Origin of the sequence: Photobacterium rosenbergii (assembly GCF_033022775.1) — a bacterium.
Taxonomy (GTDB): Bacteria; Pseudomonadota; Gammaproteobacteria; order Enterobacterales; family Vibrionaceae; genus Photobacterium; species Photobacterium rosenbergii_A.
On the sequence record NZ_JAWJZI010000003.1, the window covers coordinates 646,166 to 666,032 of the forward strand.

Below are 19,867 nucleotides of genomic sequence, written 5' to 3' on the forward strand. Positions count from 1 at the left end.
TTCAAAGTAACGTGTAAAAAAAGCACTTAGAAAGCTGGCCTAGTTATTGCTCAATCACCAGATAAGAGATTTCAACGCCAAGGAGAACAACAGGTGAGCCCAAAAGACAGTACTTGGATAAAATCAACCTGTGCCTACTGCGGAGTGGGTTGTGGCATTGAAGCCAAGGTAAATAGCCTCGGAACATTGGAAGTCCGTGGGGATAAAGCGCACCCTGCCAATTTTGGCAGGCTATGCTCAAAGGGACTGGCACTAGGGGAAACGGTAGGCATCGAAGGGCGATTGCTAACACCGAAAATCAAACAGCAGCGTAAACACCAATCCAAACTTGAAACTGTTTGCTGGGAAGACGCAATAGACGATGTTGCAAGCAACTTCAACAATGTAATCGAACAACACGGTAAAGACGCTGTGGCCTTCTACGTATCGGGGCAGTTACTGACCGAGGATTACTATGTCGCCAACAAGCTAATGAAAGGCTTTATCGGTAGCGCCAATATCGATACCAATTCTCGACTGTGCATGTCATCAAGTGTTGCCGGGCACAAACGGGCATTCGGCGCCGACATCGTACCGGGATGCTATGACGATCTCGAACTGGCTGAGTTGATCATCTTGACCGGCTCGAATTTAGCTTGGTGTCATCCCGTGCTGTTCCAGCGCATTAGAGAGGCCAAGGTAAAGAACAATTGCAAGATCATCGTCATCGACCCCCGCCGCACAGCCACCTGTGACATTGCCGACTTGCACCTTCCACTTCAACCGGGCAGTGACATCGCCCTGTTCAATGGCTTGCTCGCCTTTTTGAGTGAAAACAACGCCGTTGATCACGACTATATCGAATCGGCGACCGAAGGATTGGAGCTCGCCTTGGCATCGGCATTCCGTTTTGGTGATATTGAGTCAGTGCAAGCGGTAACCGGACTTGAGAGAGCGCAAATCCTCGCCTTTTACCAACTCTTTGCCGCTACTGAAAAAACCGTCACCGTATACTCACAGGGCGTCAACCAGTCAACATCAGGCACCAACAAGGTCAACAGCATCCTCAACTGCCATTTGGCAACAGGCAGAGTCGGCAAACCCGGCAGTACGCCGTTCTCGGTTACCGGGCAGCCCAATGCCATGGGAGGGCGGGAAGTCGGTGGGTTGGCCAATATGCTTGCCGCCCATATGGATTTCGATAACCCTGACCACATCCGGCAAATCAGCGATTTCTGGCATACAGGCAACCTTGCCACCGCACCGGGCCTCAAAGCCATCGATATGTTCAATGCCATCGAGAGTGGGAAAATTAAGGCTATTTGGATCATGGCAACTAACCCTGCGGTCAGTTTGCCCGAGAGTAAACGTATCAACTCCATTTTGGCCAACTGCCCCTATGTGGTGGTATCCGATTGTATGGCAGATACTGATACGCTGCGCCACGCTGATGTCGTATTGCCGGCGCAAGGTTGGAGCGAAAAGTCAGGTACAGTCACCAACTCAGAGCGACGGGTTTCACGCCAGCGACGCCTGCTCCCCTCACCGGGAGAGGCTAAACCCGACTGGTGGATCATCAGCGAGGTCGCCAAGAAGATGGGCTTTGGTGATGCCTTTGATTACCGCAACGAGGCTGATATTTTCCGTGAATATGCCCAAATGACCACTCTTTGCCAAGAAGGGAATACATCTCTCAGTGATATGACCGCACCAGCCCGGCCACTTAACCTATCAGGGCTTGCCCACCTCAATACCAGGCAGTATCACCACATGACACCTCAGCAATGGCCGGTGATTGAGCACAATCAGCCCACAGCCCGTCTGTTTGCCAACGGTGAGTTTGCCACGCCTTCGGGTAAAGCACAGTTTATTGCGACAGACTATCGACCAACCGCCTCAACACTATCTCCCCAGTATCCATTGCTGCTCAATACCGGGCGGGTACGCGATCATTGGCACACTATGACTCGCACCGGGCTCTCTGCGCGGCTCAGCGAGCATATCAGTGAGCCCTACCTTGCCCTGTCGGCGCAAGATGCCGATCAATTTGCTGTCAAAGATAAAGGCTTGGTAACCGTTTCCAGCGAACTCGGCACTCTCCTGCTGCGGGCGCACATCAGCAAAGAGTGCCGCCAAGGCCAAGTGTTTGCCCCGTTTCACTGGAATGATTGCACCACCAGCATGGGTAAGGTTGATACTTTGATTGCCGGGAGCCGTGATCCTCTATCCGGACAGCCTGAGTTCAAGGCAACTCCGGTCAATATCAAGCCAGTTTCACATGCCAGCGAAGCCTTGTTGATTTGCACAAGAAAAGACATTGCTAGCTTACTCAGTGACCAAGAGCATTGGACATGCCAGCGTACCCACAATGGCTACCTATTGCGGATAACATCCCAACAATCTCTAAAACAACTGCGTGAATGGCTGGCTAATTGCCTTGCCGAAAATGAAACAAACGGCCTTGTAGAAGACCAAACCAAGGGCCAACAACGCATTAAGGTTGAAACTGAAAATGAATGCCGCTTTGCGATGTTTAAAGGCGGCCTGATTGACATTGCCTTTGTCGTCAGCGACAAATTGCAAGGCAGCATCGACACAGACAGTAAGTCAGACAGCAGCAATGATAGGGATTATGACTATTTGTATACCCTAATCGGCAGACCACTATCGGACCCGCTGGTGCAGGCCTTGTTCACCGGTAAAACCCCGCCAGAGCACCAAAATGGCAGACTCATCTGTGCGTGCAAGCAGGTCGGCGTGAAGACCATAGAAAAAGCGATTTGTACTCAGTCTTGCAACTCAGTGAAAGACATCAGCGATGCTACGCAAGCAGGTACTGGCTGCGGAAGTTGTGTGCCCGAACTGCAGTTGATGTTGGATGAGATCCAGGTTAAGCAGGTGTAGAGATCCTAGATCCTGGATGCGAGTTCCTAGTCCTAGAACCTTCTAGTAACTAGGTTCTAGGATCTGCTCTTCCTAGCTCAAAACGCAAAAAGGGCCAGCAATACTGCTGGCCCTTCGAATGTGGCGGAGAGATAGGGATTTGAACCCTAGATACGCTATTAACGTATGCCGGTTTTCAAGACCGGTGCTTTCAACCACTCAGCCATCTCTCCGAATTGTATCACCGCAAAGGATGATGGCGGTGAGGGAGGGATTCGAACCCTCGATACGTTGCCGTATACACACTTTCCAGGCGTGCTCCTTCAGCCACTCGGACACCTCACCACATTGTCGTTTTGACGCCTTGCGTCTCAACGGCGGATAATGTAATCACTTAGCGTATCAGGGTCAAGTGTTTTACCGAATTCTTTTGCCGACTGGTGAGGATTAGATCAAATTGTTCCAATGTCCAGCAAAACACTCATCCAGATATCTATCAGCTATGTTATACACTACAATTTAACACGTATTATCAATCTATTATCTCTCAGGCCAATTTTACCTAACGAGCTCATTGGCACTTGAGTGTCTTGCATTTTGGAGTGTTATGATCTTCCGGCTATTTTCCGCTTTCACCTTTCTCGTGCTCAGCCTTCTATCCTCCGTCAGCCATGCGTTCGAGGGGCATTATGATGTCTGGAACCAAACCCTGGATGAGCAGATCCAGCAACTCACGGCACAAGAAAACACACCTGAAACCGTCAAAGAGCTAGATACCCTGCAAAACGCCAAGGCGATGATCGAAAAAGCTATCGCTTTTGATGACAAGACCCAGAGTTACCGCCAATTGATTGAAGAGTTTCCCGAGCTCACTGACAAACTCCGCCAGCAAGTTGATAACTTTGCAACCACCAAGTTCCCAAACTTCAGCAATATGTCCCAGCAAGAGCTGAGCGATACCATCAAAGCGCAGGATATTCAGATCAAGCAGCTGGAACAAAGCCGCAACAACAGCAAGGACGAGCTGGGTTCGATTGAGAAAGGGATCGATGAGTTCTCTGTTCGCTCAACCCAACTGCGTGACTTAATCAAACAAGAAGAGCAAGCACTGCGGCAAATCGAGAGCCAGCCCGATGCTAAAAACCAGCAGCTCGTTCATCAAATCTCCCACCAGTACTACGTCAGCGAGCTATATATGCTCGAGGCAGAGCAGCTCAGTGCCGGTAACCGCCGCACGCTGGTCAAACAGCGTATCCAGCTGCAAAACCTTCAAATAGATGCAAGACAGGCATACCGTAATAACTTGCAGCGGGAGCTATCTCGTCAGCAGCGTCTTGATACCGATTTATCCTCCGAGCAAAGTGACCAGTTCGATCTGGATCTCGACGGGCAGCCTGACGCCCTCCGCCAACTGACCATCAACAACAAACGCTATATTGCAGCATTAGAGGCCACTGCTTCGCAAAGCGAGCAGATACAACAGAGCCTGGCCGAAACCCGCAAGCAAATCGGCGATGTCGAAAGCACTGCAGATGATCTAGAAACCATGGCAGAGTGGCTCAAACTCAGCCCGGCGTTCAGTGAAAACCTCCGCACCCGAATCAGTCGCTTGCCAGCCAATCCGCCTATCGAGCAGCTCGACAAGGACATTGCCCAGAACCAGATAAAAAAGTATGAATACCAGCAGCTGGCAGATTCACTGCGTAATAAAGCTTCTGCTCCGGATACAGACGGTCTGACCGAAGAGCAGTTGCTGCAGGAAACGGCGCTCATCGAGGCCAACCAAATCCTGCTTGAAAAGCTCATCAACCAGACCGATACCCTGATCTACCAGCAGGCAACGCTCAAGGTGTCCTACGAACAGCTCAATAGCAACCTCAACGAGTTGCAAACCTCGGCGAACAAACAACTGTTCTGGGCACCGGATACCAATCAGGTGAGTGCCAGAACCGTCGTTGCCACCTGGGAAAAGCTCAAATGGTTCTTCTCCCCCTACCAATGGGTTGGCTTTGTCAAATTCCCCGCCACCGCGGACAAGCTCAAACTGGTATTCGCCCTAACCATCATTGCCGTTCTGATCCTTGGCCTCAGTTGGTGCCGCAAGCACTGGAAGCGCTTTCTTGCCGATACCCGCAAGAAAATCGGTAAAGTGACCCAAGATAAGTTTCGCTACAGCTACAGCAATGTCTTTTTCTCTTTTTTGATAGCATGGCCAGTCCCGATCATTGTTGGTCTGGTAGGGCAGATCTTTTCCAGTGGCTGGCAGTACCCGTTTGTCCACCACCTAGGGCAGGCGCTCACCGTGCCGATGGCCCTTGTCATGTTCTGCTTCATGCGTGAACTGGTCCGCCCAAACGGCTTGCTGGTCGGTCATTTCGGGTGGGAAGAAGATCTCATTGACCGGTGCTTTGTCCATTACAAGCGCCTGCTGTGGGTTTACCTGCCGATGATGGTGATCCAGCAGTTTGCCCATCTCTACAGCGATATTGATGTCAATGCGACCCTGGGCCGGCTAGCCTTTATCATCAGCAATATCTCCATTAGCTATTTCTTGTGGCGGATGTGTCAAGAGAAATTACCAATGACCTATGGGGACCTCCCCGAAGGCAAAGCCCATATCGGTCATCACCTATTTTGGTGGACGCTTATTTTGATCCCGCAAGGGCTCAACTACACCGCCCTCAATGGCTACCTCTCCTCTTCACAAGATGTGATGCACAAGCTCGAGTATTCTGCCGCTCTCGGGGTGGTCACTATCTTGATCTACTATCTCGTCAAGCGCTTGATGCTGATCCAGAAACGTCGCCTGGCATTCGAGCGTGCCAAGGCCAAACGTCAGGAAATCATCGCCCAGCGTATCGCCGAGATGGAGGAAGATAGAGATGAGCACCATGGCAGCAATGAAATGCAAATCGAGATTGAAGAGCCGGAAGTCGATCTGGATAAAATCAGCGCCCAGTCGCTGCGCTTACTGCGCACCTTGCTGTTGCTGATTTACCTGGCTTTCCTCTCGACGGTATGGGCCGATTTCTATCAGGCCATCTCCTATCTGGGCGACCTCACCTTGTGGGATGTCACCAATACCATTGATGGTATCGACGAGCTCAGCTCGATATCGGTTAGCAGCGTATTACTGGGGGTGTTGGCTTTCTGGCTTACGGGAATTTTTGCCCGCGACTTGCCCGGTGCGATGGAACTGTTGATCCTCCAGCACCTCGATCTGTCTCCGGGGACAGGCTATGCCATCACCTCGCTGACACGTTATATCGCCATCATCATGGGGATCTTGATTGGTTCGAGCCTGGTGGGCTTTGATTGGTCGAAAATGCAATGGCTGGTTGCGGCACTGGGTGTCGGCCTGGGGTTCGGCCTCCAGGAGATCTTTGCCAACTTTATCTCTGGCCTGATCATTTTGTTCGAGAGGCCGATACGGATCGGGGATACGGTGACCATCCGCAACTTGACCGGGGTGATCGCAAAAATCAATACCCGTGCGACAACCATCGTCGACTTCGACCGGAAAGAGGTGATCGTACCGAACAAGGCCTTCGTAACCGAGCAGTTCATTAACTGGTCGCTATCGGACCCAATCACCCGTGTCACCTTATCGATCAGCGTAAATTACTCGGCCAATACCGATTTGGTCACCAAACTATTGTTCGAAGCGGCCGAAGAATGCGAGCTGGTACTGGATAACCCAGCCCCGGAAGTGTTTTTCCTGACCCTGACAGCCGACAGCCAGAACTTCGAGGTCAGGGCCTATGCGGCAGAAACAGCCCACCGCCTGAGCTTGACCCACGACCTACACAACCGTATCAAGCACAAGTTCAATCACCACGGCATCCAGATTGCCAACCCACAGCTGGAAATCCAGATGAAGCGCCGCCGGACAGCGAAAATTTAAGCCGAAGCAGCCACCTATCAGTTAGTTATATAAAAGCCCCTTTCGGGGCTTTTTTTAATTCTTTCTTGCTGCTCGCTCATTCTGCATTTGGATATAGCTTCCCAGATGCATCGAGGCGGGCTTGCCTCGGAGGATGTATGGCAGCTCTGTTGGCTGCATTGTTGCTTTGCTGGTTGGGCGCATTCTTACGTACAGAACGCGGAACATATTTTTGGCAACACCTTGGCAACAGCGGTCTACCCAAGAGAAGAAGCGACCGAAAAGCCCAATTTTCACCCACAGGACAAACTGACTCACGCCTAACATTGCTGCTAGCGACCAATGTACCTCAATCATTTCACTTCCCCGTTCATTTATTTTATGTATTAGCTTTTGCTTGTAGGACTGACTGAGGTAACTATGCCAATAAAATCATGAACAATATCCCTATGGCTGTAACTGAATTTAACCTGAACTGGCCATTCCCAACTGCTAAAAACCATTTTTGAAATCAAAGATCCCAACCATGAAAACAAAACATTACATTAACACCGCGTAATACTACAAATTTAAGTATTTGATTTTAAGGGGTAAAAAACAACCCAACCGATAAGCAAAGAAACAACAGCTTAACAACCCAGCTGGTGACTGATCTTTTCTTTGATATATATCAATCTCACAACCTTTCTCAACCATCACAACCTGAGATATGTTCTTACAAACAGAAACAGCTTGTTCAAAGCTTATCCGAGCATTTTCGTGCAATTTAGAAGCGGATAAATGCAAATAAACACAAAAAGCTTGATGCTTAGTGAAGTGTCTTGGGGATATCCAGACATGAGGAAAGGCCGTTGTCGCGCAAAAAAGAACAGCAAACGGGTATAAATAGAAAAAAGCCCCAAAGGCAAAAACCTTTGGGGCTATAGAATTAGATTTTTAGTTGGCTTCGCGGAAACGTGTCTTTTTACGCTTGCTGGTAATATCCAGGTACGCGGAACATACGACGACACATTTCTAGGAACTGGCCATAAACCACACCCAAGGCACCCGAGACAAAAGCGTTACTTGTTACCGCAGTAATGATCTGATCAAAATCAGCACCGACAACTAGCAAGATACACGCATACACCGGTGACTGGAACAATACATAAGCCAGCATATCAGATACGCCTTTCATCCAACCGGTCGCTGACAACTTCATACCTTGGCGGATCATCATGTCGCGGAAAACACCATACGGCCAAGCAATCGCAATATTAACCGGAATAGACAGAGTTCTTGATGCGAGTGACTGCTCAAATGTCATACCCGATATAAACACTTCTATCATCATGCCTGTAATAAAACTAAAAATTACCATTGCAAAAGTATCAGCAGCAGCACTTCTTACGTTAAATGGCCCTTTAACAGACATAACCAAACCTCAAAATATAGTGAATAAGACCAATAAATTAGAACTAGATAGTTGGATGAGCTGGAATAGGAACACAAAACCAGTCAATGCGCGTATTAAAACAGAGAATTGGTAGAATTACCCACCAAAGATCCAGTTTGTTTGTAAGTTTACAACTACTTTCAGTTCAGTATTTGGCATTATCCGCTACGTTGGCACCAACCCCGTGCTACAAAGAGTAAATATCATTCCGCTAACGCTCAAAATCACCACTTTACTGAGCCAACAACTCGCCAATTGCACAAATTAGGTATGAGTTTTAAGCGTTAAAGAGAAGATGGGGCAGAAAGAGCACTCAGCAACAGTATTGCCAATATCATCACACAGATCCCTACAGCATTCACAAACAGATCATAAGATATTGTTTTTAAATGATTTTAATGATATTAAAAATTACCACTCATGCAGCATTTATCGAACCATCACTTAGGTACAACTTTAACTAGCAAAGTCAGGCTGAAATTTCACAAAAGATAGAAAATTATTCAATGCTAACGATATTATCTAAGTAAAACTGCAATAAACGCCATTAAACATCACTCATCAAGTTACAGAGGTTGCCCAGAGAGATAAAAAAGAAAACCCCAGCGCAAGCCAGGGTTTGATAACGAGTCAAAGTTAATGCGTTTCCTCTGCACTAAACAGAGAAACGAAAGCGGTTATTAATTGTTGGGAAGACGCTTCAACGCATCAACAATCGGATAGTCAGCCGGGCACAAGGTGTAGCCATTGATCTCATCACGCCCAACCCACCTAGCATCTTGGTGGCTGTGCAGGACAAGCTCACCCGAGACCCAATGTGACAGGTAACCTTTGAGGTGAATAACCTTGTCGCCATAATCGAACACACTGTCAGCCAGAAACTGTCCGGTGGTGGTTTCGATAGCCAACTCTTCCTGAAGCTCACGCTCCAAGGCCTGTTCATCGGTCTCACCAGCTTCTACCTTGCCGCCGGGAAACTCCCACAAGCCGCCCTGGCTGGCATGCTCGAAACGCTGGGTCAGCAGGTACCTTCCCTGCTTTACAATCACGCCTGCAACCACCAAAATTACTGATTTGGGTTTATCTAGCTTGGCTTTGTCTTGCTTAGCAGTCACCGTATGGCTTCCCGCAGCACTGCTTGAACTTTTTGCCGCTTCCGCAAGGGCATTGATCATTTCGACCTGTTTCCTTGAATGGGTTAACAGCCTGCGCCGCATTGCCTTGCTGTAGATCGTCGGCAGCCATTACCACTTCGGTCAGCATCAGTGGTAGCTGAGCGTAGAGCGCTTCTGGTGCGGGCATACCAGTAACCCCAGCTTCTTGCATCTGCGCCAAGGTATTTTCCTCGTCTAGCATCAGCATCAAAGTCGTGATTAAAGCCGATAGCATACGCATGGTGCCATCATTTAATGGCTGCTCGGCCCAGCTTGGCTCAATGTGTGGCCATACCGCCAGGAAACCCTCGGCAAATTGCTGCATCGCCTCGGTTAGCTCACCTGCCTGCTCAAAACTCAGTTCCTTCGGCAGCTCGAATTCACCGGCCTTAATATGGCGGTACTGCAACTCAAAGTGGTTCAACACCGCCATTTTGTCCTCTTGCTGTAGCGCTACTGTCTCACCTTCATCAACACCGCCGGTGATCAGCACAGGTAGCCAGATCTCTGGTGCCAATGGTTTTGGGTTTGCATTGGCTGCCAATAGTGCACCTTCTATAAAAGTGGCAGGCATGCCATCCCAAGCCTCGGGTAACGTCATTAGTTGTGTCATGGTCGGTTCTCATAAATCTGTTTCGTCGGCTGATTATAACGGTTTTTGCGCCAGAACAGGAAAATGGTGACAAAAAGACAAACCTATTGAACTTTGCGGCAAATGGTGGCAAAAAAGATGGAGTTATCATCAGGATGGTGGAAATTAATGACAGGTAGCAGTGCAATAATCGCTGGCGGTAGTGGATTGGTCGGTGATGAGCTTTTACATCTTCTTCTCAACCAGCCCGAACTGGAGGCTGTCTATGCTCTTTCTCGGCGTGAGCTCCCCCTGCATGGCAGCAGGCTGCACCAGATCATCCATCCTGAACTCCGTGTCACCGAATGGGAGGATTCTTCCCCTACCCCGACCATCGGCTTTATTTGCCTAGGTACCACCAAGAAACAAGCCGGCAGCAAGAAAGCCCTAGAAGCAGTGGACTACCAATTGGTCAAAGACGTCGCCAAAACCATGAAGATGCTGGGTGTCCGGCATATTGTTGTTATCTCCAGTTTGTTTGCCAGCCCCTGGTCTCCCTCCCATTACCTGCGCTGTAAAGGGAAAATGGAGCAAGCATTGGTGAAAATGGGCTTTGAGCACTGCATCTTTGTCCGTCCCGGCCCACTCAAAGGCGAGCGCAGCAAACCAAGAAAAGACGAGCTGATGGTCCAAGGGATCTTCGATGTCTTCCATCCGCTGGTCATTGGCCCCCTCGCCAACCTTGATCCTATTCCGGCAGAGCAAGTGGCAAAGAAAATGCTGGCACTCGCTCAAGAGGCCCAGCGGCACGAATTGCCGAAGGTATTTACCCTCTCTGGCCGGATGCTATTAGACAAGCCCGCCATTACCCACTAAAATCTCGCACCCAAGCGGCATGGCGCTGATCTGCGGGATCAGCCCTCGCCTATACTTTTGCACATTGGCACTAAGAGAAATCACATGCGAGTAATTCTAGGCCCGATGGAAGGTGTCCTTGACCACCTGATGCGGGAAATGCTGACAGATATCAATGATTATGATCTGTGTGTCACGGAGTTTGTCCGTGTGGTTGACCAGCTCTTGCCAAACAGTGTGTTCTACCGTCTGTGCCCAGAACTGCGTCAAGGTGGTAAAACGGCCTCCGGCACGCCTGTTCGTGTCCAATTACTTGGTCAAGATCCTGACTGGTTGGCAGAAAATGCCCACCGAGCTGTTTCACTGGGCTCTCCAGGTATTGATATCAACTTCGGCTGCCCGGCCAAATCAGTAAACAAAAGTCGTGGCGGTGCAGTACTGCTGCAAGACCCAGGCTTGATGTATGACATCGTCAAGGCAGTACGTGGTGCGACCGATCCCCGTTTGCCGGTCACAGCCAAAGTGCGCCTCGGCTGGGATGAGCCAAGCCATTGCTACGAAATAGCCGATGCTGTTGCCCAAGCAGGTGCCGATGAAGTCGTGGTGCATGCTCGTACCAAGGTCGATGGCTACAAGGCTGATACCATCAAGTGGGACTATATCCGCAAGCTAAAAGCAAAGGTCAAAACACCAATTATTGCCAACGGTGAGATCTGGAATTACCAAGATGGCCAGCGCTGCATGGAAGTCACCGGCAGCGACGCGTTGATGGTATGCCGCGGCGCCATCAACCTGCCAAACCTCGGCAATGTGGTCAAGCACAATGAAACTCACATGCGCTGGGAAGAGGTACTGCAACTTCTGTTGAAGTACTCGACCTATGAAATCAAAGGCGACAAGGGCCTGTATTACCCGAACCGGATCAAACAGTGGTTTGCCTACCTGCGCCATGAATACCCGCAAGCCAAAGAGCTGTTTGCCGATATCCGCAAGCACAACAAAGCGGCACCTATCGTCGAGATCCTACAGTGTAGCTATGCAAACTTAGCGGCATAAAGCAAAGCTTCTAATAACGACTATTCAAACACAAAAAGCCAGCAACATGTTCATTTGCTGGCTTTTCTATTTCAAGGCATTATACCAACAGCGTATACAAGTATTACGCCCTGCGCTCACGCCGAATTTGATCCAATGCATCCTGCACCGTATCGAGCTCTTCATCGCTTAGCTCACTGAACGCAGCAAGATACGCCAGCCGAGTCATTTCATTTTTGCGCCGGCGCTCTTCATGCTCGTGAACCTTGTAAGCCCGATTGGCCTGGAAATGCTGGAAGAATCGTTCGATATCCTCTACTGCCAAGCTTGACTCAGGCTTAAGGTAATCAGTCATGATTTTCACGAAGTTGTCCGGCAGATGGATATTGAACTTGGGATCCATCGAATAGATGAACGACAACTCCATCGCCTGTCGGTTTTCTTCCCGGCAACGCCAAAACTGTACCGTGCAGCCATGGGTAATTTGCACATCTCCGACCTTGTGGAGGGACTGCAAAGCTTGTCCGACATCCGGCGCACTACCGACCAGCAGACATTCAAAACCCTGAGAGATAGCATACACGCCACACTCCCGTGGCAATGTCTCGCGATTGACCATTGAGCACTGGTGGCTTGGCATTGGAATTCTTGGCTTATACGCCCGCCTTAGAGCACTCATTCAACCTACCCAATATAATCATTTTGAGTCAGTATCCATATGCAGGCATTTTTTTCAAGATCTAGAAGAAAAAACGTATAAGACCAATAACCTAAGAGGCGTAGGGAAAGGCGTGAGGCTGCTTAAGGGAAGGTAACTTAGCTTCCCTCTTCATTACACATCGTAACTAAAGAAGGAAGCTGAAAATCGAGTCAGGACTAGCGGTTCGGGTGGTTCAAAATGTGGTCTTCCCAGTCGATCACATCTATCTCGTAAACCACGCTGTCGCGCACCGATCCGCCAGCTGCATGCATGGCCTCTTTCGAGCCGGTCAGCAGCGGGTGCCACTCTGGCAGCTCCTTGCCTTCTGCAAGCAGGCGGTAGGCACAGGTGTCCGGCAGCCAGACAAACTCGTCGATACGATCACGGGTTAGCTTTAGGCACTCTTCGCCTGATTCGAAGCGGTTCGGGTAGTCTTTGCAAGAGCAGGTCTTGTTGTCCAACAAGCTACAGGCAACATTGGTGTAGTAGATTTCATCGGTATCATCATCGATCAGTTTGTGCAGGCAGCATTTACCACAGCCGTCACACAGCGCTTCCCACTCCTGATCGGTCATGTCCCTCAAATCTTTCTCTTGCCAATAGTGTGTCATCACGTTGCCTTCTGTTGCTTTCTACCTTGTCTTCAGTTGCCAAGGCTATCATGGAGGCGGTTTTATAGCTTCCACTCCCGCAAAGTGCAAGCACTTCCGGCGCTTTGCTCTCAATATCGCTATGTAATAAGAATCACTCCTATCCAAGGTGGCCAAAATCACATTTTTTTGATCCGTAGCAGCGAGAGTGGTAACGTTCGCAACCGTTTTAATAAGTGTAGAAGAGTAGTAAGTGATGGAGTGTCGACTAGGCTGTGGCGCATGCTGTATTGCACCGAGTATTTCTTCTCCGATCCCTGGGATGCCGAAGGGTAAACCGGCCGGAGTTCGCTGCATCCAGCTCAATGAAGATAACTTGTGCAAGATTTTCGGCAAGCCCGAACGTCCTGCCGTGTGCCATCAATTTAAAGCCTGCCCGTCACTGTGCGGAACGAGCAACAAGCAGGCGTTGGAAAACATTACCGAATTAGAAACTATGACCTAAACCGCCATCTTGCCGGTTAGGATACGTAAAACAGATTTGGCGTGCTCTACTGCCTGATGACCCGAATAGGTCAGGTAGCCGCCATCTTCCTGAGTCACCAACCCCTTGGCATACAAACGCTGTGCGGCAGCTTTCATTTCCGGTGCGGCACCGCTGTGCACTTTAATCCCCTCCAAATCGCTGTGCATCGGGAATTTCACTAGCAGGTTCATCTCGTGAACCAAATCGGCATTGTACGGCATGCATTTCTCTCTTACTGAATTAACCTACCAGTAATACTAGCGGCTTATAGCCAGAAAAGTAGGTAGCAAGATCAATTCACGCGCATCCAGAAGGCGAGCAAGATCATATTTTTGCTATAAAAAAACCGCCCTTGAAGGACGGTTTTTAAAAAATAACTTGGTCGTATTACGCCTGGATACCGACAATCAACCAAGGTGCGTTCGGCGTACGCAGGTCACGCTCAAGGTGCCAGATATCTGTAATATCTTCTTCCACACCCTCATGGCGGTCTTTGTAGCGGCCAGAGAACTTAATGCTCAGCTGCGCGATGTTGGCATCGTAGTCGGCACGTACCAGCTCGGCATCGACATACATCACTTCAGTGTGCTGCTCGCCGTCTAGCTTGGCGCGCTCGGCAATCAAATCGTCAAGCAGCGCAGGGCTGACGTACTCTTTGATCTTCGCCAGTTCATTGTGGTTCCACGCGCCCTGAATCGTGCGGTAGTGCTCACGTGAACCATTCAGGAAAGCATTCATGTTAAAGCCCGGAGGCAGGTTGAACGGTACTTCGCTGTCAGTTGACACGTACTCATCCTGTGCCATACCGCCTTGGTTCGCCTGCTGGCGGAACTGGTTAGGCTGCTGTGGCTGGCGCGGGGAGTTGCCTGCATAAGCCTCGCGGTGGCCCATAGGGGTCGATTTGGCACCACGCATGGTTTTGAACAGTTTGAAGATGACAAAGGCAATCAAGCCCAAGATCAAAATATCCATGAATTGGATACCTTCAAACGCACCGCCAAAGAAGGCTGCTAGCAATCCACCAGCCAATAGTCCGCCTAACAGGCCGCCCATTAGTCCCTTCTTGCTTGATTTTGCTGCCTGATTGGCACCTGGCTGTTGCTGCTGTCTCAGGGTGTCCGTTTGTTGTGGTTGCTGCTTTTTCACTGGCGCAGTTTTAAAGCTTTTGCCAAATGATTTACCGCCACCAAATTTCTTTGCCTCAACCTCGGGCGCAACGAATGCAACCGTCAGGATCAGGGCAAAAACTGTGAAGATGCGTTTCATTTGAATGAATTACCTTTGCCTCATATTGGAGATTGCATCGTAAACCGCTGCAACTGAATGTCAACCAAACCACAAAAGCAAATTGTTACTAATATTAATTATCGATGAAATAGTTTCAAGTCATGCTCGATTAGATTAGTCTTTAACCATAATAACTTCAAAGTGTTAATAACAATTTTGTAGGCGGAACGACTTATGCAAGATACGCACAGCAAACTGATCGGATATCTGTTATGGATTTTCGGCTTTACCGGCGCCCACCGCTTTTACTACGGTAAACCGGTCACAGGGACCATCTGGTTTTTTACCTTGGGGCTGCTAGGTATTGGCTGGTTGATTGACCTCTTTCTGATCCCATCTATGGACCGTGAGGCAGACCTGCGTTTCCAGGGCGGTGAGATTGACTATACCGTCGCGTGGCTGTTGCTGACTTTCCTTGGCGTCTTTGGCCTCCACCGGATGTACATGGGCAAGTGGCTTACCGGTATCTTGTACCTATGTACCTTTGGCTTCTTTTTGATTGGCATCTTGGTCGACTTCTGGACCCTCAATGATCAGGTGTCTATTCAAAACCAAGAGCGTCGCCGCTCTTAATTCAACCCTGGCAACTCTATTGTTCAGCGTTGTAAAAGTAGCCAATGATAATGCCAGCATTCAAAATAGTGCTGGCATCTGTCATGACTGGGCTCACATCTCACCAAGTAAATGTTAGAAAAGGTTATTAGGCAAGAGATGTCGCTTGACCTATTCTTGCTGAAAACACTAGAATATCGAACAATGTTCTAATTATTTTTTGCCCTGTAGCAAAAAAACTTATTTCGCATCATCCCCACATTGGTTGGGCATATTACAATTAAGCAAAATAAGACTTAGTCGATTAAGAGTAACCTCGATGGCAAGACGAAACGACCACACTCGTGAAGAGTTGGTAAGTATGACACTGGAGCAAGTCAAAAACTTTCTCGCCCAGCACCCACACCATGAACTTAGCCTGCGCAAAGTAGCAGGTATGATAGGTTATGTGCCTAGCACCTTGGTCAACGTGTTCGGCAACTACAACCTGCTTTTGCTGCATGCAGTAGCCCAGACGCTAGATGAGCTATTCGCCGAGGCCGAAGCAGAAATGAAAGAAGCCTCATCAGCGGAAGATGCACTTAAGCGCCTTGCATACTGTTACCTGAACTTTGCTTCGCGGAACCCATACCGCTGGCAGTTGATTTTCCAACACACCATGAACGGTGAAGAGCTGCCTGAATGGCAGTCTGAGCGTATCAACAACATGACAGGTATGTTGGAAACCCTGATCCAGCAAATCAACCCCAACCTAACCAGCGACGAAACTTTGGAAGCCAGCCGTGTGATTTGGTCTGGTGTTCATGGTATCACCCTTCTGTCAGTTGATGACAAGCTATTTACAGCCGTGCCGGTAGATGGCAAGGCGTTGATTGATAACCTGTTAAACACTTACCTTAACGCTTGGAAAGGGTAATTAATTAACTGTTATTAAGCAGTATCTGGCCTTTATTCAGGCCAGATACCTATACTCTCATGTCAACAAGTGTTAACGTCTTTTTTAACCCGCACACCCTGCGGTGATTACTTTCGATGATCAATTCGAACTCAGGCTAAAGTATTCATGTCAGATCAGTCTCGACTCCTAACCCAGCGGCGTTTCCTGCCCTACTTCCTTACGCAGGCCCTCGGGGCGTTCAACGACAACATCTACAAGAATGTTCTGCTTATCCTTATCGCTTTCGCTGCCCCTGGCACCTTGCCGGTAGACAGCGATCTGGTCATCAACCTGGCTGCGGGCTTATTCATTTTGCCGTTCTTCCTTTTTTCCGCAACCGCCGGGGTGATCACCGACAAATACGACAAGGCCAACATCATGCGGGTCGTCAAGATGGCAGAAATTATCATCATGACCCTGGCTGCCATTGCCTTTATCAGCGAAAACTACACGATGCTGCTGATCTTATTGTTCCTGATGGGCACCCAGTCAGCCTTTTTTGGTCCAGCCAAATATGCCCTTTTACCGCAGCAACTAAAAAAAGAAGAACTGGTTTCCGGTAATGCCTTGGTTGAAACCGGCACCTTCCTGGCCATTCTCATCGGTACCTTGCTGGCAGGCGTGATTGCCAACCAAGAGCAGGCAACCTATATCGCAGCAATCAGCGTAGTGAGCTTCGCCGTCATTGGCTATCTATGTTCACAGTGGATACCTTCGGCCAAACCAAGCAACCCTGACCTGGCATTCAAATGGCAGCCAGTCAAACAAACGCGCAAGACACTGGCAATTGCCCGCAAAGACAAAACCGTCTTCCAGTGCATCATGGGGATCAGCTGGTTTTGGTTCCTCGGTGCCTGTTACCTGACGCAATTCCCCAACTTTGCCAAATTGCACCTCGGTGGCAATGCGGCGTCGGTTTCCTTCCTGCTTACCCTGTTCTCGATTGGTATCGCCGTTGGCTCGCTGTTGTGTGACCGTTTATCAGGCCACCGTATTGAACCGGGCATCGTGCCGCTAGGCAGCATGGGGATCACCTTGTTCGGTGCCGGCCTGATGCTCAGCACACCGAGTGTGTTGCCTGAGACCCAGCCGATCCTGGAGTTTGTTACTGACCCTCAGCTATTGGGCGTGTTTGTTTGCCTAACCATGCTTGGGGTTTCTGGCGGTATTTTCATTGTCCCGCTGTATGCCATGATGCAGCACCGCGCCAAAGAAGAAGAGCGTGCCCAGGTGATTGCGGCCAATAATATCTGGAATGCTATTTTCATGGTGGTCAGTGCGATTAGTGGCATTGTGGTACTGTCGGTATTGGAGTTCACCATCCCGCAGTTCTTCCTGATTTTATCGATTCTCAACCTGGTTGTCGTCGTCTACATCTACGTGCAAGCACCGGACTTCTTCTGGCGCTTTATGGTTTGGCTAGTCAGCCACACCATGTACCGTGTGACCCACAAGGATCTGAAAAATATCCCGGAGAAAGGCGGGGTACTGATTGTGTCCAACCATGTCAGTTATATGGATGCCCTGCTGCTTGCCGGTGCCTGCCCGCGTCCAATACGTTTTTTAATGGACAGAGATATCTATAACCTTCCGCTGGTCCGCACCTTCTGCCGAGCCTGTAAAGTGATCCCGATTGATGCAACAGATAGAAAATCGATCATGAAAGCTTTTGTGGGCGTGAGCAAGTACCTCGAGCGTGGTGATGTTGTGTGTGTCTTCCCCGAAGGCCAGTTAACATACGACGGCGAGATGGGCCCTTTCATGCGCGGAATTGATTTAATCATCAAACGATCTCCGGTACCTGTGGTACCAGTGGCAATCCAAGGCCTATGGGGCAGCTTCTTCAGCCGAGAAGGTGGCCGTGCACTACTGAAAATCCCTAAACGCTTCTGGTCAAAAGTCACGATTGTCGCCGGGCAGCCGGTCCAACCAGAAGAAACCAATAGCAGCCAGCTAAGGGAGGAAGTGCTGACATTAAGGGGTGAGAACAGGTAGGACGGTTCAAGCGTTGCAAAAAGGCCCAAGGGATAAATAACCTTGGGCCTTTTTATTTGGAAAGTCATCAATTGTTAGGATTGCTTAGCCAACCATTCTGCCAGCTGTTTACGGGATATCTTGATCCCTCCCGTGCTCAAGTGAGCAGGTAAAGCCAAGTACTTCACCGGACGGCACAGCCCCATCATTTGCTGCATCATATAACCAGCCAGCTCATCCGACAAAGAGGCATCTAGCTCACTTGAAGTTGCCACAATGGCGACTGGGCGCTGGCCATATTCCGTGTCGTCCACCGGCAGGACAAATGCCTGGTTCACCTTGGGGTGAGCCAACAGCACTTTTTCAATTTCCTCCGGCTGGATATTTTCACCGCCAGAGATAAACATGTTGTCCTTGCGGCCAAGGATAAACAATTCCTCGTCGCGCCAGCAGGCCAGATCTTTGGTAGCGAACCACGTTTGTTCCGAGAATGGAAAGACTGTCCGGTTACGGTAGTAGCCCAAGCCCAATGTCTTGCCTTTGACCCACACTTCGCCATCTTTGAGCATCAACTCTCGGTTTGGCAGTACGGCACCGACACCGGCACTGTTATCGGCAAGCTTGGCGGTGACGGTCGAGGCCATCTCGGTCATGCCATAACCACACCAGCATTCAATGCCCACAGACTTGGCTCGTTCGGTCAGGCTCACTGGGATCACGGCACCACCAAGCAATACCCGTTTTAGCGACAATGTAGACACATCGTTTTTCTCCAGCAGACGCTGGAGCTGAGTTGGCACTAATGAGGCATGGGTGACCTTGCTTAGGGCTCGCGGCAAATCTTGCAATGGCTCGACAGCCATTTGGGCCCCACGGTATAACCAGCGCCAGACAATCGCCATACCGGAGATGTGAAACAACGGCAGTGACAATAGCCAACTGTCATCGGCATCAAATTTCATCCAGTTAAGCAGCCCAGCCGCACTCGCCAAATGGCTTTGCGCACTGTGCACCACCGCTTTAGGCTGACCGGTAGAGCCCGAGGTCATGGTCAAGGTCGCCGCCCGAGTGGCTTGCCAAGTCACCGGTACCATTCGTGTTGTTTGTGGCGGTAGCAGTTGCAAACGGGGTGGAAGTTTAAAGGTACTCTCTTGTTCAAGATGACTCTTGGCAGGATGCCAGATAAAATCACACTCAAGCTGCGCCAGCTGGCTAGAGAGTTCCTGCTGGCTCAATCTAGGATTCAAGCCAACAAAGCGGGCACCGGTACGCAACACTGCCAACAACAACCAAATCACCGAGACTGAGTTTGGGGCAACCACAGCCACTAGCTGATCACGTTTGAGCCCTTTTTCAACCAGACCTTGAGCGTACTCTTCAACTCGCTCGGCCAATTCTGCCCAGCTAAATTGCTGCTCTCCAAAAGATAAAGCGACCGCTGACGGTCGCTCTTTTGCCCAGTGCTGCCATGGCCAGGTAGAAAAGGTTATATCCATCACCTCCTCC

The 19,867-nt window shown here is 49.7% G+C and carries 17 protein-coding genes and 2 tRNA genes; 8 read left to right on the forward strand and 11 right to left on the reverse strand.

What is annotated here, in order from left to right:
- Nucleotides 1-93 precede the first annotated feature (93 nt).
- Nucleotides 94-2,883: a molybdopterin-dependent oxidoreductase gene (locus R2X38_RS10775; protein ID WP_317522217.1), complete on the forward strand. Its 2,790-nt coding sequence runs from the start codon at nt 94-96 to the stop codon at nt 2,881-2,883.
- 121 nt (nt 2,884-3,004) lie between these two features.
- On the opposite strand, the gene R2X38_RS10780 is transcribed toward R2X38_RS10775, so the two are convergent.
- Nucleotides 3,005-3,095 (reverse strand) — tRNA-Ser (locus R2X38_RS10780).
- Nucleotides 3,096-3,119: 24 nt separating this feature from the next.
- Nucleotides 3,120-3,207, reverse strand: a tRNA-Ser gene (locus R2X38_RS10785).
- Nucleotides 3,208-3,469: 262 nt separating this feature from the next.
- Between R2X38_RS10785 and mscM the strand changes: the two genes are divergently transcribed.
- Entirely contained in the window at nt 3,470-6,766 is a 3,297-nt protein-coding gene (gene mscM / locus R2X38_RS10790; RefSeq protein ID WP_317522218.1) for a miniconductance mechanosensitive channel MscM, read from the forward strand.
- A gap of 54 nt (nt 6,767-6,820) precedes the next feature.
- Here the strand turns inward: mscM and R2X38_RS10795 are convergent, their stop codons facing one another.
- The 4 genes from R2X38_RS10795 to R2X38_RS10810 all read right to left on the reverse strand — a co-directional run bounded on the left by R2X38_RS10795 (nt 6,821) and on the right by R2X38_RS10810 (nt 9,947).
- On the reverse strand, nt 6,821-7,102 hold the full coding sequence (locus R2X38_RS10795; protein ID WP_107299152.1) for a hypothetical protein: 282 nt from the start codon (nt 7,100-7,102) through the stop codon (nt 6,821-6,823).
- Nucleotides 7,103-7,709: 607 nt separating this feature from the next.
- Nucleotides 7,710-8,159, reverse strand: a complete 450-nt coding sequence (locus R2X38_RS10800; protein ID WP_107299151.1) for an L-alanine exporter AlaE — start codon at nt 8,157-8,159, stop codon at nt 7,710-7,712.
- Between the two features lie 701 nt (nt 8,160-8,860).
- Nucleotides 8,861-9,295 (reverse strand): (deoxy)nucleoside triphosphate pyrophosphohydrolase, encoded by a 435-nt coding sequence (locus R2X38_RS10805; protein WP_317522219.1) that lies wholly within the window; start codon nt 9,293-9,295, stop codon nt 8,861-8,863.
- Nucleotides 9,285-9,947, reverse strand: a complete 663-nt coding sequence (locus tag R2X38_RS10810) for a YecA family protein (protein ID WP_317522220.1) — start codon at nt 9,945-9,947, stop codon at nt 9,285-9,287. The genes R2X38_RS10805 and R2X38_RS10810 overlap by 11 nt, the downstream gene beginning before the upstream one ends.
- Before the next feature lie 147 nt (nt 9,948-10,094).
- Between R2X38_RS10810 and R2X38_RS10815 the strand changes: the two genes are divergently transcribed.
- Nucleotides 10,095-10,781: an NAD(P)H-binding protein gene (locus R2X38_RS10815; protein WP_317522221.1), complete on the forward strand. Its 687-nt coding sequence runs from the start codon at nt 10,095-10,097 to the stop codon at nt 10,779-10,781.
- An 84-nt stretch (nt 10,782-10,865) separates the two neighbouring features.
- Nucleotides 10,866-11,816 (forward strand): tRNA dihydrouridine(16) synthase DusC, encoded by a 951-nt coding sequence (gene dusC / locus R2X38_RS10820; protein ID WP_317522222.1) that lies wholly within the window; start codon nt 10,866-10,868, stop codon nt 11,814-11,816.
- Between the two features lie 103 nt (nt 11,817-11,919).
- On the opposite strand, the gene R2X38_RS10825 is transcribed toward dusC, so the two are convergent.
- Nucleotides 11,920-12,435, reverse strand: coding sequence for a hypothetical protein (locus tag R2X38_RS10825; RefSeq protein ID WP_317522223.1), 516 nt, complete (start codon nt 12,433-12,435; stop codon nt 11,920-11,922).
- Nucleotides 12,436-12,671: 236 nt separating this feature from the next.
- Nucleotides 12,672-13,106 carry a YcgN family cysteine cluster protein gene (locus R2X38_RS10830; protein WP_317522224.1) on the reverse strand — a complete coding sequence of 145 codons (435 nt, stop codon included), beginning with the start codon at nt 13,104-13,106 and terminating at the stop codon, nt 12,672-12,674.
- Nucleotides 13,107-13,341: 235 nt separating this feature from the next.
- Between R2X38_RS10830 and R2X38_RS10835 the strand changes: the two genes are divergently transcribed.
- On the forward strand, nt 13,342-13,590 hold the full coding sequence (locus R2X38_RS10835; protein WP_317522225.1) for a YkgJ family cysteine cluster protein: 249 nt from the start codon (nt 13,342-13,344) through the stop codon (nt 13,588-13,590).
- On the opposite strand, the gene R2X38_RS10840 is transcribed toward R2X38_RS10835, so the two are convergent.
- Nucleotides 13,587-13,832, reverse strand: coding sequence for a TIGR02647 family protein (locus R2X38_RS10840; protein WP_317522226.1), 246 nt, complete (start codon nt 13,830-13,832; stop codon nt 13,587-13,589). The genes R2X38_RS10835 and R2X38_RS10840 overlap by 4 nt on opposite strands.
- A 166-nt stretch (nt 13,833-13,998) precedes the next feature.
- Nucleotides 13,999-14,877, reverse strand: coding sequence for a Tim44 domain-containing protein (locus R2X38_RS10845; RefSeq protein ID WP_317522227.1), 879 nt, complete (start codon nt 14,875-14,877; stop codon nt 13,999-14,001).
- Nucleotides 14,878-15,072: 195 nt separating this feature from the next.
- Here R2X38_RS10845 and R2X38_RS10850 point away from each other — a divergent pair, with 195 nt between their 5' ends.
- The 3 genes from R2X38_RS10850 (at nt 15,073) to R2X38_RS10860 (ending at nt 18,382) form a co-directional block, all read left to right on the forward strand.
- The gene (locus R2X38_RS10850; RefSeq protein WP_317522228.1) at nt 15,073-15,471 is read left to right on the forward strand and encodes a TM2 domain-containing protein; all 399 of its coding nucleotides are present in this window, start codon (nt 15,073-15,075) and stop codon (nt 15,469-15,471) included.
- 298 nt (nt 15,472-15,769) lie between these two features.
- Nucleotides 15,770-16,366 carry a TetR-like C-terminal domain-containing protein gene (locus R2X38_RS10855; RefSeq protein ID WP_317522229.1) on the forward strand — a complete coding sequence of 199 codons (597 nt, stop codon included), beginning with the start codon at nt 15,770-15,772 and terminating at the stop codon, nt 16,364-16,366.
- 147 nt (nt 16,367-16,513) lie between these two features.
- Entirely contained in the window at nt 16,514-18,382 is a 1,869-nt protein-coding gene (locus R2X38_RS10860) for an MFS transporter (RefSeq protein WP_317522230.1), read from the forward strand.
- A gap of 74 nt (nt 18,383-18,456) precedes the next feature.
- Here the strand turns inward: R2X38_RS10860 and menE are convergent, their stop codons facing one another.
- The gene (gene menE, locus R2X38_RS10865; protein WP_411185026.1) at nt 18,457-19,857 is read right to left on the reverse strand and encodes an o-succinylbenzoate--CoA ligase; all 1,401 of its coding nucleotides are present in this window, start codon (nt 19,855-19,857) and stop codon (nt 18,457-18,459) included.
- Between the last annotated feature and the right edge of the window lie 10 nt (nt 19,858-19,867).

Excerpts from the sequence above, each read along its gene's own strand:
- mscM (WP_317522218.1), top strand. The coding sequence starts at position 3,470 with ATGATCTTCCGGCTATTTTCCGCTTTCACCTTTCTCGTGCTCAGCCTT.
- R2X38_RS10795 (WP_107299152.1), bottom strand. The coding sequence starts at position 7,102 with ATGATTGAGGTACATTGGTCGCTAGCAGCAATGTTAGGCGTGAGTCAG.
- R2X38_RS10800 (WP_107299151.1), bottom strand. The coding sequence starts at position 8,159 with ATGTCTGTTAAAGGGCCATTTAACGTAAGAAGTGCTGCTGCTGATACT.
- R2X38_RS10810 (WP_317522220.1), bottom strand. The coding sequence starts at position 9,947 with ATGACACAACTAATGACGTTACCCGAGGCTTGGGATGGCATGCCTGCC.
- R2X38_RS10815 (WP_317522221.1), top strand. The coding sequence starts at position 10,095 with ATGACAGGTAGCAGTGCAATAATCGCTGGCGGTAGTGGATTGGTCGGT.
- dusC (WP_317522222.1), top strand. The coding sequence starts at position 10,866 with ATGCGAGTAATTCTAGGCCCGATGGAAGGTGTCCTTGACCACCTGATG.
- R2X38_RS10825 (WP_317522223.1), bottom strand. The coding sequence starts at position 12,435 with ATGCCAAGCCACCAGTGCTCAATGGTCAATCGCGAGACATTGCCACGG.
- R2X38_RS10830 (WP_317522224.1), bottom strand. The coding sequence starts at position 13,106 with ATGACACACTATTGGCAAGAGAAAGATTTGAGGGACATGACCGATCAG.
- R2X38_RS10835 (WP_317522225.1), top strand. The coding sequence starts at position 13,342 with ATGGAGTGTCGACTAGGCTGTGGCGCATGCTGTATTGCACCGAGTATT.
- R2X38_RS10840 (WP_317522226.1), bottom strand. The coding sequence starts at position 13,832 with ATGCCGTACAATGCCGATTTGGTTCACGAGATGAACCTGCTAGTGAAA.
- R2X38_RS10845 (WP_317522227.1), bottom strand. The coding sequence starts at position 14,877 with ATGAAACGCATCTTCACAGTTTTTGCCCTGATCCTGACGGTTGCATTC.
- R2X38_RS10850 (WP_317522228.1), top strand. The coding sequence starts at position 15,073 with ATGCAAGATACGCACAGCAAACTGATCGGATATCTGTTATGGATTTTC.
- R2X38_RS10855 (WP_317522229.1), top strand. The coding sequence starts at position 15,770 with ATGGCAAGACGAAACGACCACACTCGTGAAGAGTTGGTAAGTATGACA.
- R2X38_RS10860 (WP_317522230.1), top strand. The coding sequence starts at position 16,514 with ATGTCAGATCAGTCTCGACTCCTAACCCAGCGGCGTTTCCTGCCCTAC.
- menE (WP_411185026.1), bottom strand. The coding sequence starts at position 19,857 with ATGGATATAACCTTTTCTACCTGGCCATGGCAGCACTGGGCAAAAGAG.